The organism is Arthrobacter sp. B0490, from assembly GCF_002929355.1.
Lineage (GTDB): Bacteria > Actinomycetota > Actinomycetes > Actinomycetales > Micrococcaceae > Arthrobacter_D.
This window is the reverse complement of sequence record NZ_PJIR01000008.1, coordinates 45,653-57,944: the sequence shown is the minus strand read 5'-3', so window position 1 is coordinate 57,944 and position 12,292 is coordinate 45,653. Positions and strand designations below refer to the sequence as shown.

General features: G+C 69.6%; 14 protein-coding genes. 7 read left to right on the top strand and 7 right to left on the bottom strand.

The genetic code is table 11. From position 1 onward, the window contains the following. Nucleotides 1-90 precede the first annotated feature (90 nt). The 3 genes from CXQ97_RS13030 to CXQ97_RS13020 all read right to left on the bottom strand — a co-directional run bounded on the left by CXQ97_RS13030 (nucleotide 91) and on the right by CXQ97_RS13020 (nucleotide 3,340). On the bottom strand, nucleotides 91-564 hold the full coding sequence (locus CXQ97_RS13030; RefSeq protein ID WP_104181297.1) for a MarR family winged helix-turn-helix transcriptional regulator: 474 nt from the start codon (nucleotides 562-564) through the stop codon (nucleotides 91-93). 69 nt (nucleotides 565-633) lie between these two features. Continuing rightward, nucleotides 634-1,650 (bottom strand): MBL fold metallo-hydrolase, encoded by a 1,017-nt coding sequence (locus tag CXQ97_RS13025; protein ID WP_104181296.1) that lies wholly within the window; start codon nucleotides 1,648-1,650, stop codon nucleotides 634-636. A gap of 301 nt (nucleotides 1,651-1,951) precedes the next feature. Beyond that, nucleotides 1,952-3,340, bottom strand: coding sequence for an OFA family MFS transporter (locus CXQ97_RS13020; RefSeq protein WP_104181295.1), 1,389 nt, complete (start codon nucleotides 3,338-3,340; stop codon nucleotides 1,952-1,954). Nucleotides 3,341-3,518: 178 nt separating this feature from the next. Between CXQ97_RS13020 and CXQ97_RS13015 the strand changes: the two genes are divergently transcribed. Next, the gene (locus tag CXQ97_RS13015; RefSeq protein WP_104181294.1) at nucleotides 3,519-4,847 is read left to right on the top strand and encodes an APC family permease; all 1,329 of its coding nucleotides are present in this window, start codon (nucleotides 3,519-3,521) and stop codon (nucleotides 4,845-4,847) included. A gap of 152 nt (nucleotides 4,848-4,999) precedes the next feature. Here the strand turns inward: CXQ97_RS13015 and CXQ97_RS13010 are convergent, their stop codons facing one another. Continuing rightward, complete coding sequence (locus CXQ97_RS13010) at nucleotides 5,000-5,215, bottom strand: transcriptional regulator (RefSeq protein ID WP_104181293.1); 216 nt, start codon at nucleotides 5,213-5,215, stop codon at nucleotides 5,000-5,002. Between the two features lie 52 nt (nucleotides 5,216-5,267). Then, nucleotides 5,268-5,810 carry a thioesterase family protein gene (locus CXQ97_RS13005; protein ID WP_104181292.1) on the bottom strand — a complete coding sequence of 181 codons (543 nt, stop codon included), beginning with the start codon at nucleotides 5,808-5,810 and terminating at the stop codon, nucleotides 5,268-5,270. A gap of 126 nt (nucleotides 5,811-5,936) precedes the next feature. Between CXQ97_RS13005 and CXQ97_RS13000 the strand changes: the two genes are divergently transcribed. After that, a complete protein-coding gene (locus tag CXQ97_RS13000; RefSeq protein ID WP_104181291.1) occupies nucleotides 5,937-6,938 on the top strand; it encodes an NADP-dependent oxidoreductase in 1,002 nt (333 codons plus the stop codon). Between the two features lie 59 nt (nucleotides 6,939-6,997). Beyond that, nucleotides 6,998-7,456 (top strand): SRPBCC family protein, encoded by a 459-nt coding sequence (locus CXQ97_RS12995; RefSeq protein WP_104181290.1) that lies wholly within the window; start codon nucleotides 6,998-7,000, stop codon nucleotides 7,454-7,456. On the opposite strand, the gene CXQ97_RS12990 is transcribed toward CXQ97_RS12995, so the two are convergent. Continuing rightward, nucleotides 7,453-8,085: a GNAT family N-acetyltransferase gene (locus tag CXQ97_RS12990; protein WP_146069646.1), complete on the bottom strand. Its 633-nt coding sequence runs from the start codon at nucleotides 8,083-8,085 to the stop codon at nucleotides 7,453-7,455. The two genes, CXQ97_RS12995 and CXQ97_RS12990, sit on opposite strands and share 4 nt — an antisense overlap. Nucleotides 8,086-8,331: 246 nt before the next feature. Between CXQ97_RS12990 and CXQ97_RS12985 the strand changes: the two genes are divergently transcribed. The 4 genes from CXQ97_RS12985 (at nucleotide 8,332) to CXQ97_RS12970 (ending at nucleotide 11,535) form a co-directional block, all read left to right on the top strand. After that, nucleotides 8,332-8,628: a hypothetical protein gene (locus CXQ97_RS12985; RefSeq protein WP_146069645.1), complete on the top strand. Its 297-nt coding sequence runs from the start codon at nucleotides 8,332-8,334 to the stop codon at nucleotides 8,626-8,628. A 136-nt stretch (nucleotides 8,629-8,764) separates the two neighbouring features. Then, the gene (locus CXQ97_RS12980; protein ID WP_104181287.1) at nucleotides 8,765-9,592 is read left to right on the top strand and encodes an aldo/keto reductase; all 828 of its coding nucleotides are present in this window, start codon (nucleotides 8,765-8,767) and stop codon (nucleotides 9,590-9,592) included. 118 nt (nucleotides 9,593-9,710) lie between these two features. Next, nucleotides 9,711-10,487: a sulfite exporter TauE/SafE family protein gene (locus CXQ97_RS12975; RefSeq protein ID WP_258062560.1), complete on the top strand. Its 777-nt coding sequence runs from the start codon at nucleotides 9,711-9,713 to the stop codon at nucleotides 10,485-10,487. Nucleotides 10,488-10,515: 28 nt separating this feature from the next. Next, the gene (locus tag CXQ97_RS12970) at nucleotides 10,516-11,535 is read left to right on the top strand and encodes a putative zinc-binding metallopeptidase (RefSeq protein ID WP_104181286.1); all 1,020 of its coding nucleotides are present in this window, start codon (nucleotides 10,516-10,518) and stop codon (nucleotides 11,533-11,535) included. Nucleotides 11,536-11,575: 40 nt separating this feature from the next. Here CXQ97_RS12970 and CXQ97_RS12965 read toward each other — a convergent pair whose 3' ends face one another. Next, nucleotides 11,576-12,238, bottom strand: a complete 663-nt coding sequence (locus tag CXQ97_RS12965) for a pyridoxal 5'-phosphate synthase (protein WP_104181285.1) — start codon at nucleotides 12,236-12,238, stop codon at nucleotides 11,576-11,578. Nucleotides 12,239-12,292: the final 54 nt, after the last annotated feature.

The window sequence follows — 12,292 nt, the reverse complement described above, 5'->3', positions numbered from 1 at the left end:
CGCCACGCCCGAGCACGGATTTGACGTCGCCATCCGGCCGCCAAGTGCGGCCCGGCCGGACCGCGATTCCTCCTGGGGAGGAGCGACGCCCTACCAGGTGTCCTTCGTGTAGGTGCTGTTGAGCCGGGCGATCAGCAGTCCGAGCGTCTCGACGTCCTCGGGGTCCCAGCTGTTCATGAGCGCGGTGAAGGCGGTGCGCCTGCCCGCCTGGGCGGTGGCCAGCTGCTGCTGGCCCCGCGCCGTCAGCAGGACGCGCTGGGAGCGGGCGTCCTGCGGGTCGAGCTGGCGGCTGACCAGCCCGAGCCGTTCCAGTCCGGCGAGCTGCCGGCTCACGGAGGGCTTGCCCACCCCGATGCTCGTCGCGATGTCGGTCGCCCGCAGTGATCCTTCGCGCTGCAGCAGGGTCAGGATGCCGTAGGCGGCGGGTTCCATCTCCGGGTGCACGTTCTTGGCGAGCGCGTGGGACGTGGTCCGTTCCCGGCGCCACAACACGCTCGTCTGCTCCTCCAGCACCTCGATGGCGCGGTCGAATTCCACCCCGTCGGTATCTGCTGCTGCGTCCATGGAGGAAGCGTATAGATGCCGAGGGCACCTATGGTCGTATTCGCTGGAAAAGTTCCAAGATTTCGGTGGTCAGGGCAGGCCGTGCGTGCTGACGAAGTCCTGGTGCATCCTGGTCTGGGACAGTGCGGAGAGCAGCTGGAATCCGTGCAGGCCGTCCCATCCCGCCGTCCAGGTGAGGCGCGAGGCGATCTCCCAGACGGTCGGCCCCGACGGGCCTCCCCCGCTTCCGGCCAGGACGGACGCCACTTCCCGTGCCCGTTCGAGCTGGTGGTCGGCGCACGCGGCAGCCCGTTCGCCGAGTCCGGCGAACAGGTAGCCGTGGCCGGGGGCGGCCTCGTACCCGCCGTAGGGGAGGATGCGCTCCACCGACGCCAGGTAGTCGGCCAGCGGATTCGACGGCGTCGCTCCCCCGAGGCCGAGGCCGGGGAACACCGTCGGCAGCACGTGGTCCCCCGTGTAGAGGATGTCCCGGTCGTCGTCACGGAGGCAGAGGTGGCCGGCCGTGTGGCCGGGGGTGGACATCACCGAGACCCGGAAGCCGGCGACGGCCAGGAGGTCCCCGTCATCGAGTTCCCGGTCGACGACCAGCACCAGTTCTTCGGGAGACCGGTCGACGTCCTGCGCCAGTTCCCTGCGGCGCCCCGCCGGGACACCCCAGTCCGCCAGGCGTCCGAGGGCCTCGTCGACGTCGAACTGCCGGACCCGGTGCCGCTCGAGCGCCCGGCGCTCGACAGCGTGCATCGCCAGCGGTGCGCCGGACGCTCCCCGCAGGCGGGCGGCCATCCCCACGTGGTCCGGATGCAGGTGCGTGCCGGTGATGCCGGTGACGGCCCCGGCGCCCACCGCGCCGGGGGCGATCTCCGCGAGCGCGGCGGTCAGCCGGTCCCAGTTCGAGTCCGAGTCCCATCCGGGGTCGATGACGTGGACACCGCCGTCCGCGTCCCGCAGCAGGTATGTGAAGGAGTAGGCGAGGTGACCGCCCGGCATGGGTTGCGCCAGGGCCCAGACGTCGTCCCGCACCCGGTCGAGCGGAGGGAGATCACCTCGCTCGAGGGCGTCGACCTGCTGCCTGCTCGTGCTCCGCATTCGTCCTCCCGGGTAGCCTGCTCCAACGGTAGCCCCGGCCGCACACCCGGCGCGGCAGGGCAGACCCGCGGGGGCGTTGCACCGGGGCTGGGCACCCGGCGCGGCGGCAACGGAGCATCGGCCGGCACGGAACGTCGGCTGCCCGCACCGTCGGCGGTCCGAAGCCCCTCCGGAGCCGACCCCCCGGCGCCCGGGTCAGCCGCCGAACAGGGCCGCCACACGGGTGAGCGTCTGGAAGACGCCGTAGGCGAGGGGCACTCCTACGAGCGCCCAGACGGCGGCGATGCGTGCTCCGGTCATGTCAGGCCTCCTTCGCGAATTCTCGGGGTGCTTCCGGGACGGGTTCGTGGAAGCGGGGATCGACCGGCCTGACCAGGAGGTTGGCGATGAACCCCACGATCAGCAGGCCCACCATGGTGAGCAGCGCGGGCTGGTAGGCGCCGGCCGTCAGCTCCCCCGGGGTGCCCTGCGCGTCGAGGAACGCATTCACGATCAGCGGTCCGGCGATGCCGGCGGCCGACCATGCGGTGAGCAGACGGCCGTGGATCGCACCGACCTGGTACGTACCGAAGAGGTCCCGGAGGTACGCCGGGACGGTGGCGAAGCCGCCGCCGTAGAACGAGATGATGACGAAGGCCAGGACGACGAACAGCAGGGTGGTGGACGATCCGGCCAGGGCGAGCACCGCGTAGAGGACAGCTCCCACCCCGAGGTAGACCATGTAGATGCGCTTGCGGCCGATGAGGTCCGACGTCGTCGACCAGACGAAGCGTCCGCCCATGTTGCCGATGGACAGCAGGCCCACGAAGCCGCCGGCCACCGCGACGGAGACCGCCGTCGTGCCGTCCGCGCCGCGGAAGAAGTCCTGGATCATGGGAGACGCCTGCTCGAGGATGCCGATGCCTGCCGTGACGTTGCAGAACAGGACGATCCACACGAGCCAGAACTGGCGGGTCCTGATCGCGTTCGCGGCGGACACGTTGTCGGTGGTGACGAGCGGCTTGGACTTGAGCTGTGAGGGGTCGAAGCCCTCGGGCTTCCAGCCGTCGGCCGGCACCTTGATGGTGAACGCGCCGAACATCATGTAGACGAAGTACACGACGGCGAGGGTCAGGAACAGCTTGCCGACGGCGTCGCCGCTGGCCACCCAGCCTTCCGCGCCGGAGTTCGGGTCGTACATGCGCAGCAGCTGCGTGGACAGCGGGCTCGCGATGAGGGCGCCGCCGCCGAAGCCCATGATGGCCATGCCTGTGGCGAGGCCCGGACGGTCGGGGAACCACTTGATCAGCGTGGACACCGGCGAGATGTAACCGATGCCGAGGCCGATACCGCCGATGAAGCCGTACCCGAGGTAGACGAGCCACAGCTGGTCGGTGAAGATGCCGAGGGCTCCGACCAGGAAGCCGGAGGTCCAGAACACGGCCGACGTCGCCATCGCCTTGCGGGGCCCGTTGCGGTCCACCCAGGTGCCGAGCACGGCTGCGGACAGCCCCAGCATTACGATGGCGATCGAGAAGATGATGCCGATCTGCGTCAGGGTCGCCTCGAAGTGGGCCGTCAGCGCCGTCTTGTACACGCTGGTCGCGTATGCCTGCCCGATACACAGGTGGACCGCCAGCGCGGCCGGCGGGATGAGCCAGCGGTTGTATCCCGGTGGCGCGATGGTGTGCTCGCGGTCTAGCCAGCTCATCGATAACCTCTCTGTCAGCATGAGTGGCCGACGCCGGCCATCGTTGATACAGGCAATTATGCTGTGCGTCACACCCGCCGGTCGCCATTCCGCGACAGGTGGTCATCCTGGCGCGCCGAGTGGTATACCGGAGGACGGAATAGCCAGCCGGCTTAGTACTCCCACCTAGACTGGCCCCATGGCCATCACAGAGCAGGTTCCCGATACCAGATTGAAGCGCGGCATCTCGGGCCCGCTGCTGTACCTCTTCATCCTCGGGGACGTCCTCGGCGCGGGCGTCTACGCGCTCGTGGGCGTGATCTCGGCCGAGGTGGGCGGCGCCATCTGGGTCCCCCTCATGGTGGCCCTGGCCCTGGCCCTGCTGACCGCCGGATCCTATGCCGAGCTCGTGACGAAGTACCCGAAGGCCGGCGGCGCCGCGGTCTTCGCCGACCGCGCGTTCAAGAAGCCGTTCATCTCGTTCCTCGTGGGCTTCTGCATGCTCGCCGCCGGCGTGACCAGCGCCGCGGGCCTCGCACAGGCCTTCGCCGGCGGGTACCTCACGACCTTCATCGACGTGCCGGCCGTGCCCGCCGCCCTGGTGTTCCTCGCCCTCCTGGCCCTGCTCAACATGCGCGGGATCAAGGAATCGGTCCGCAGCAACGTCGTCATGACCGTCGTCGAGGTCTCGGGTCTCGTGCTGGTCATCGTCGTCGTGGGCATCTTCGTGGCGGGCGGCAACGGAGACATCTCGCGCGTCAGCGAGTTCCCTCCCGGCGTCAGCGCGGCATCCGCCGTCCTGTCCGCCTCCCTCATCGCCTACTACTCCTTCGTCGGGTTCGAGGTGTCGGCGAACGTCGCCGAGGAGGTCCAGGACGTCAGCCGCGTCTACCCCCGCGCCATCTTCGGCGCCCTCCTGACGGCCGGCGTCGTCTACCTCCTCATCGGGCTCGCGTCCTCCGCGGCCCTCGCCCCCGACCAGCTCGCCGGCTCCAGTTCACCCCTGCTCGACGTCGTCGCGGCCACCGGCGCGGGAATCCCCACCTGGCTCTTCAGCCTGGTGGCCCTCATCGCCGTCGCCAACGGCGCCCTGCTGACCATGATCATGTCGAGCCGCCTGACCTACGGCATGGCGGAGCAGGGACTCTTCCCGTCCGTCTTCGACCGCGTGCTCCCCAACCGCCGCACCCCCTGGGTCGCCATCGTCGCGACCACCCTCGTGGCCATGGTGCTGACGCTCACGGGAGGGCTCGAGTCGCTGTCGCAGACCGTGGTCCTGCTCCTGCTGTTCGTGTTCCTCAGCACGAACATCGCCGTGATCGTGCTGCGGAAGGACGAGGTGGACCACCAGCACTTCCGCATCGCGGTGGTCTTCCCGTATCTCGCGATCGCTTCCTGTGTCCTGCTGCTCACGCAGCAGACGGGTGAGATCTGGCTCCGCGCGGGGATCCTCCTCGCACTGGGACTCGCCCTGTACGGCGTACAGCACCTGGTACGCGGCAGGACGGCGAGGACCGCCGACCGGTGACTCCTCCCCCGCCCCGAGCGGAGTCGTGCGCCGGGACCCTGACGGGGAGCTAGGAACCGCCACGGCCCACCGGGCTCCTGACGGATCGAGGAGACGAGGGAGGCGGCCCGCGAACGGGCCGCCTCCCTCGTGCGTACCGTGCCTCGGCGCCCCTACCGCTTGCCGTACTTGCGGTGCACGGCCTGCTTGCTCACGCCCAGGGACTGCGCGATCGCCTCCCAGGACAGTCCTGCCTGGCGGGCGCTGCGGACGAGACCGGCCTCGGCCCTTCCCACCTCCCGGTGCAGTTCGGCGATCACCTGCAGGGAATCGGCTGGTCCCTTCCCATCCATCGACCCGACGAGAGTCTTCATGCGCTCCACCTCCATGCGTCAACATTAGTTGACGTCGCGCCATGGGGGCAAGTACCGGCCCGGACGATCACCAGGAATGCGGGGCAGGCCTGCGGGTACTCGGGAGTGTGTTGTTGAGGCGCCATTCCTGGACCCACTCGGGCAGCACGAGCTCCTCGGGGGGCGCACCGAAGGCCGCGATGATCTCCTCGTTGCTCACGGGACCCGCGCCCGAGACGAGGCGCGTGGCGATCACGGCCCGCGCGTAGATCTCTCCGTCGGCCACCGCGCGCTGCTCGAAGTAGATGGCGCGCTCGTCGAGGCCGAGGATGCGGGTCTCGATCGAGTACCGCCGGCCGAGCTGGAGCGACTTGCGGAAGCTGATCGTCTCCCCTGCAGCGACGGGACTCCACCCGCGGGCGCGCATCGTCCGCCAGACACCGCTGCGCACCATGAGGTCGAAGCGCCCGAGATCGAACACGGAGAAGTACATGCCGTTGTTCATGTGCATCGCGATGTCGATGTCGGTCAGGAGGACCCGCAGGTCGATACTGCCGGGATCCCAGATACCGAGCGCCGGGCGCCTGCCGGAGGTGAACAGTTGCAGCATCGTACGGAAGATCAGGTGCATGCCCGCTATATTACTCACCAGTAACATGCCCGTCGATCGCGTCCGGGCGACTCCCGAGGAAACGGAATATTCTCTCCGTTTCAGTGGTTCCCGCCAGAAGGAAACAATCCAGCACGAGGAGCAGTCATGACCACCAGCACCCAGATCCAGCTCGTCTCACGCCCGGTCGGCACCCCGACCCCGGACGACTTCGCCACGGTGGAGGTGGAACTGCCCGACCTCGGCTCCGGCGAGGTACGCGTCCGCAACGAGTTCGTGTCCGTCGATCCGTACATGCGCGGCCGCATGAGTGAGGCGAAGTCCTACATCCCGCCGTTCGGGCTGGGCGAGACCATGACGGGCGGCGCGGTGGGCAGGGTCGTGGAGTCCACCTCCGCCGCCCTGCCCGTGGGCAGCGCGGTCCTCCACGGTGACGGCTGGCGCGATCTCGCGCAGGGTCCCGCCCGGCACTTCTCCCCCCTGCCGGAGACGGATCTGCCCCTGTCGGTCTTCCTCGGCGCGGCCGGGATGACCGGCCTCACCGCCTACGCCGGCCTCAAGCGCGTGGCGGGTATGGAGGAGGGCGACGTCGTCTTCATCTCCGGGGCGGCAGGCGCCGTCGGGTCCATCGCCGGACAGGTGGCGCGCAAGCTGGGCGCATCCCGGGTGATCGGTTCCGCGGGTTCGGCCGCCAAGGTGGCGCTCCTGAAGGAGAAGTACGGGTACGACGAGGCGTTCAACTACAGGGACGCACCCGTGCGGAAGCAGTTGCGCGAGATCACCCCCGACGGCATCGACGTCTACTTCGACAACGTCGGCGGGGACCACCTGGAGGCGGCCCTGGACCGCCTGAACCGCGGTGGACGCGCCGCCCTGTGCGGCGCCATCTCCCAGTACAACAACACCGAGCGCACGCCGGGCCCCGACAACATGGCCAATCTCGTCAAGAACTCCCTCAAGCTGGAGGGCTTCATCGTCGGGCAGCACCAGGACCTGCAGGCCGAGTTCGCGGCGAAGATGACGGGTTGGCTGGCCGATGGGAGCGTCGTGTTCGACGAGACCGTCGTGGACGGCATCGGGAACGCGGTCCGCGCCTTCCTGGACATGATGGGCGGCGCGAACACGGGCAAGATGCTCGTGCGCCCCTGAACGGCAGGTCCCGCCGCCGGTGTCGCAGCCGACCCACGCCGGGCTGCGATACTGGCGGCATGACCGTCGCCTTCACCTGTACGACGACGACCCCCGTCGGCCCGTCCGAACTGTTCGACCGTGCACGCAGCATCGACGCCCACGTCGGATCGATGCGCTTCTCCCGGGAACGCGCCATCGGAGGGGTGACGAGCGGGCTGATCGGCGACGGCGAGCAGGTCACGTGGCGGGCCTGGCACTTCGGCCTCCCGATCCGGATGACGAGCGTCATCTCGGAGTTCGACGCCCCGCACCGCTTCGTCGACGAGCAACTCAGCGGCCCGTTCCGTGCCTTCCGGCACGTGCACGAGTTCTCGGCGTCGGACGGTGTCACGACGATGACCGACAGGATCGAGTTCTCGGCACCCTTCGGGGTGGCCGGCATGGCGGCGGAGCGCGCTTTCCTCCGGCCGTACCTGCGTCACCTCATCGGCGTCCGCAACCGCTTCCTGGTGGCCGCGCCGCCGAGCGCGGGCTAGGCGTCGCCCGCGGCGCGGATCGTCGCCTCGAGCCGCTTCCGCTGGTCGACCGGCAGGAGGGCGCGGTACTGCGGGAATTCCGCCAGGAATTCACGCACCCGCGGGCAGTAGGGGACGACGGCGATACGGCGGCGGTGGGCGTTGAGGAGCACCTGGCGGATGAGGGCCGGCTCCACGTCGACGGCGTCGAACCGCGGGTCGACGACAGCCTGGATCAGGACCGCGTGGGCGCCCTTCATCTCGTACTTCACGTGGCCGACCATGGTGCCGTCGCTGAAGAGTTCGAAGCGGGCGAAGAGGGAGTTGTCCCGGAAGCCGCTGCGGGTCCTCACGGGGGCGGAGCGCACCTCTGCCTGGACCTCTCGGCGCTCGATCTCCTCGACCAGCATCTCGTAGTGGTGCACGGCCTCCATCGGCGGGAAGTCCCGATCGAGCAGGCGGTAGGTCTGGTTGCACAGCACACGGAGCTGGCGCGTCGACACGACGGTCAGGTCCTCGGGGAATTCCGTGTCCTCGGTGCGAGGGAGGGGGCTGGGCGAGATCCGGGGGACGGCACCCCAACCCACCTGGTCCGTGTCAGCGGGCTGTGCCGGCTGCGGACGGTAATCGACGATAGAGGATGTTTCCATGGTCAGCTCCACACTGGTGGTTCGATGGCCCGCTGCTAGGCCCTGCCCGAAACTATAGGCACATTCTTTCCGGATGGGAAATTACGTACCCTTACTATATCCCCGGCGGCCCTGTTATGGGTCGGGCATGCGGCTTGAACAAATCTTGATGCTGCGCCCGGCAGGGCTTGACGGCGGTGGGACTAGCGTGATCGCAACACCCCCGCCGTCGGCGCCCGGGTGATCCTGCCCCTGAGGGAGCCTGCATTGCAGTTCCAGACCGCCCGGAGAGCCATGGCGGCGTCGTGCCTGACGCTCGCCGAGGTGCACCTGCATTACCTCAATTCCGGCGGTTTCTTCGACGAGCTGGAGCTGGACGCCTATCTCCACGGCCTCGTCCCCCTGACGGGCGAGGAACGCGACTGCATCGCGGGTGCCGTCAACGAACTGGTCGACGATCTGCTGGCAGGCGGCACGCCGGGCCGTCCGCCGCGCGCCACGTACGGCGGGACGCCCGCGGCGCACGATGCCATCCGGTACGACCCCCGACGGCTGGTCGGCTAGCTGCAGGTGACCCGCGGCCGCGGGTCCTCGCCTACACGTTCCCTGCCGTCGGGCCGCGGGCCCGTGCCCGGTTGACGGTTGGAGTGCAGGCGGGGAAGGCTGGTGCGGACACCATCCCTCGACCAGGAGTCCCACCATGGCACCGGCCCCCACCGTCCAGCTGCGCAGCGGCGCCCATCTCCCCCTCCTCGGACTCGGCACCTGGCCGCTGGACGATGCGGCGGCGGCGGACACCGTGAGCCTCGCGATCGAGACCGGGTACCGGCTGATCGACACCGCGGAGAACTACCGCAACGAGAAGGGCGTGGGCGAGGGCATCCGCCGTTCGGGCGTTCCCCGCGAGGAGCTGTTCATCACCACGAAGTTCAACAGCGAGCACCACAGCAAGGACGGCGTGCGGCGGGCTTTCGAGACCAGCGCCGGCCTGCTGGGCCTCGACTACATCGACCTGCTGCTCGTCCACTGGCCCAACCCGGGCCAGGGCCGCCAGGTGGAGGCCGTGCAGGGCATCGCGGGTCTCCTGGAGGAGGGCCTCGTCCGCGCGGTGGGCACCTCCAACTACAAGCCCGCGCACCTGCAGCAGGTCCTCGACGCCGGGATCGTGCCCGACGTCAACCAGATCCAGCTCGACCCGCAGCGGCCCCGCATCGAGGAACGCGCCTTCCACAACGACCACGGGATCGTGACGGAATCCTGGAGCCCGCTGGGCCAGGGCAGCGGGCTCCTGGAGGACCCGGGTCTCGTGGCGATCGCACGGGCGCACGGGCGCACGCCCGCACAGGTGGTCCTGCGCTGGCACGTCCAGCAGGGCATGGTCGCCATCCCGAAGTCGTCCGACCCTAAGCGCCTGGCGGAGAACCTCGACGTCTTCGACTTCGAACTCTCGGGGGAGGAGCTGGCTCGCCTCTACACCCTGGACAGCGGCGACGCGGAGATCGTGGACTCGGACGAGTTCGGCCACTGACACCCCGGTCCGGCCGGGCGACGGGCATGTCCTTGCCCGGGTGCCTTCCCGCCGGCCGTTCTGCTGATGCCGGCGCCGACGGGAGCGCCCTTCCCGGACCTGAGAGGACGTCCCCCGCTTGCTCGAGATCGCCGTGATCCTCGCCGCCGGTTTCTGGGCAGGCATGATCAATGTCGTCGTGGGGTCCGGGACCCTGGTGACCTTCCCGACCCTCCTCCTGTTCGGCTATCCGCCGATCGTCGCGAACATCTCGAACAACATCGGACTCGTGGGTGGTGGGCTGTCCGGCTCGTGGGGATACCGCCGCGAGATCGTCGCGAACAAGCGGCTCCTCCTGAGGCTGCTGCCGATGTCGGCGCTCGGCGGCCTGGTCGGTGCGCTCCTGCTGCTCGTGCTGCCGGCGGAAGCCTTCCAGGCGATCGTGCCCATCCTCATCATCATCGGGCTCGTCATGGTGGCGCTGGCTCCGCGCGTGCAGCGCGCCGCGGCCGCGAAGGCCGGCGAGGCCGCTCCCGACGCCGCTGCCTCCCGGCGTCGTTCGTTGCTCCTGCTCGCCGGCATCGGCGTCCTGGGGGTCTACGGCGGCTACTTCGGGGCGGCGCAGGGCATCCTCATCGTCGGCCTGATGAGCATGGTCACCATCGAGAGCCTCCAGCGGATCAACGCCATCAAGAACGTCCTCACCACCGCCGTCAACGGCGTCGCGGCGGTCACGTTCATGGTGTTCGCCTGGAGCTCCATCAACTGGGCGCTGGTGCTCATCATCGCCGTCGGCGCCACCCTCGGCGGGTTCCTCGGGGCCCGCGTGGGCCGCAGGCTCTCCCCCCTCGCGCTGCGTGCCACCATCCTCGTCATCGGCACGGCCGCACTGATCCGCATCGTCTTCTTCAGCTGACCTCCACCACCCGGAACCAGGAATCCCCATGCAACGCTTCACCTGCGCCGTCTGCTCGGCGCCCCTGTTCTTCGAGAACTCCCGCTGCCTCGCCTGCGGCACGCAGCTCGGGTTCCACCGCGGCGAGCGGGCCATCACACCCCTGGACGACGACGGCGTGTACCGCGACCTCGAGGGCCGGTCCCTGCGCCGCTGCGTCAACCTGACGCTGTCCGGCTGCACCTGGCTGGTCGGGGAGGAGGGCGACGAGTGCTTCAGCTGCAACCTCACCCGCACCCGCCCGGCGGACCACGACACCACCGGCCTCGCCCAGTTCCTCGACGCCGAACGGTCCAAGCGGCACCTCGTCCACGAACTCGACGTCCTCGGCCTGCCGATCGAGGACCGCGTCCGGAACCCGGAGCGGGGCCTCGCGTTCGACCTGCTCTCCAGCGTCGAGGAGAAGGTGGTGATCGGGCACCAGAACGGCCTCATCACCATCGACCTGGCGGAGACCGTGGATTCCCACCGCGAGAAGATGCGGGCGACGCTCGAGGAGCCCTACCGCACCATGCTGGGGCACTTCCGCCACGAGACCGGCCACTACTTCGAGGGGACACTCGTGTTCTCCGATGCTGCCCTGACGGACCGGGCGCGCAGCATCTTCGGCGACGACCGGACCAGCTACCAGGACGCCCTCGAGCGGCACTACGCCGAGGGCGCACCCGAGGACTGGCGGCAGGACCACATCTCCACGTACGCGACGATGCACCCCTACGAGGACTTCGCCGAGACCTTCGCGCACTACCTCCACATCTGCGACACGGTCGACACGGCCCTGCAGTACGGGCTCGCCGAGGGTCCGGGCCCGAACAGCTCGGAGGACTTCGGCGACGTGGTCCGCGAGACGTGGATCCCGCTCTCCGTGGCGCTCAACCAGGTCAACCGCAGCATGGGTGCCAACGACCTGTACCCGTTCGTCCTGCCGCCCGCCGTCGTCGCGAAGCTCGACTTCGTGCACAAGCTGCGCGTGCGCGTCGGGGAACCGGTGGCGGGAGCGGGCGCCTGACGGAGCACACGGGAGGCGCCCGGTGACCTGACGGGCCGGCCTACGGCCAGAGCAGCTCCCGGCGCCATCCCTCGCCGGACCTCGAATACAGGAGGCGGACGTGCCGGCGCTCCTGGTCCGCCTGCCAGAACTCGACGGCGTCCGGCGCCACGGTGAAGACCGTCCACGTGGTCGAGGCGAGGCCGTCCGCCGCCTCGAGACGCTCCACCTGCTCCCCGACCGCGGCGTCGAGCTCCTCCCTGCTGCGCAGGACGGAGCTCTGGGATCCGGCCAGCACGAGTGCCCGCGCCACGGGGTGCCGGCGCTGGAAGTCGGCGTCGTTCTCCTCGGCGGTGGCGGTCGAGACCGATCCGCGGATCCTCACCTGCCGACCCGCCGCGGGCCAGAAGAAGGTGAGGGCCGCCGAGGGGTTCGCGGCGAGCTGCCGCCCCTTCGGGCTGTCCAGGCTGGAGGCCACCTGCCACCCGGCCGGGGTGAGGTCCTTGAGGATCACAACGCGCGCGTCCGGCATGCCGTCGTCGCCCACGGTCGCGAGCGTGACCGCGTGCGGTGCCGCGACGCCGTCCTCCACGGCGCGCGTCAGCCACTCCACGAACAGGTCGACCGGCGAGCCGGGCGCGGCCTGCGGGTCGAAGGGCGGCATGTCGTCGGGGAAGACGGGGACGCCGCGGACGAGGTCGCGGATCAGGCCTGGCTCGTTCATGCGGCCAGCCTAGTCGGCCCGGAGCACACGCGGCCTCCGCGGGCGCAAACCGCC

What these genes read in the sequence shown, in the direction of transcription:
- CXQ97_RS13030 (WP_104181297.1), bottom strand. Translation starts at nt 564, where the DNA reads ATGGACGCAGCAGCAGATACCGACGGGGTGGAATTCGACCGCGCCATC.
- CXQ97_RS13025 (WP_104181296.1), bottom strand. Translation starts at nt 1,650, where the DNA reads ATGCGGAGCACGAGCAGGCAGCAGGTCGACGCCCTCGAGCGAGGTGAT.
- CXQ97_RS13020 (WP_104181295.1), bottom strand. Translation starts at nt 3,340, where the DNA reads ATGAGCTGGCTAGACCGCGAGCACACCATCGCGCCACCGGGATACAAC.
- CXQ97_RS13015 (WP_104181294.1), top strand. Translation starts at nt 3,519, where the DNA reads ATGGCCATCACAGAGCAGGTTCCCGATACCAGATTGAAGCGCGGCATC.
- CXQ97_RS13010 (WP_104181293.1), bottom strand. Translation starts at nt 5,215, where the DNA reads ATGGAGGTGGAGCGCATGAAGACTCTCGTCGGGTCGATGGATGGGAAG.
- CXQ97_RS13005 (WP_104181292.1), bottom strand. Translation starts at nt 5,810, where the DNA reads ATGCACCTGATCTTCCGTACGATGCTGCAACTGTTCACCTCCGGCAGG.
- CXQ97_RS13000 (WP_104181291.1), top strand. Translation starts at nt 5,937, where the DNA reads ATGACCACCAGCACCCAGATCCAGCTCGTCTCACGCCCGGTCGGCACC.
- CXQ97_RS12995 (WP_104181290.1), top strand. Translation starts at nt 6,998, where the DNA reads ATGACCGTCGCCTTCACCTGTACGACGACGACCCCCGTCGGCCCGTCC.
- CXQ97_RS12990 (WP_146069646.1), bottom strand. Translation starts at nt 8,085, where the DNA reads ATGGAAACATCCTCTATCGTCGATTACCGTCCGCAGCCGGCACAGCCC.
- CXQ97_RS12980 (WP_104181287.1), top strand. Translation starts at nt 8,765, where the DNA reads ATGGCACCGGCCCCCACCGTCCAGCTGCGCAGCGGCGCCCATCTCCCC.
- CXQ97_RS12970 (WP_104181286.1), top strand. Translation starts at nt 10,516, where the DNA reads ATGCAACGCTTCACCTGCGCCGTCTGCTCGGCGCCCCTGTTCTTCGAG.
- CXQ97_RS12965 (WP_104181285.1), bottom strand. Translation starts at nt 12,238, where the DNA reads ATGAACGAGCCAGGCCTGATCCGCGACCTCGTCCGCGGCGTCCCCGTC.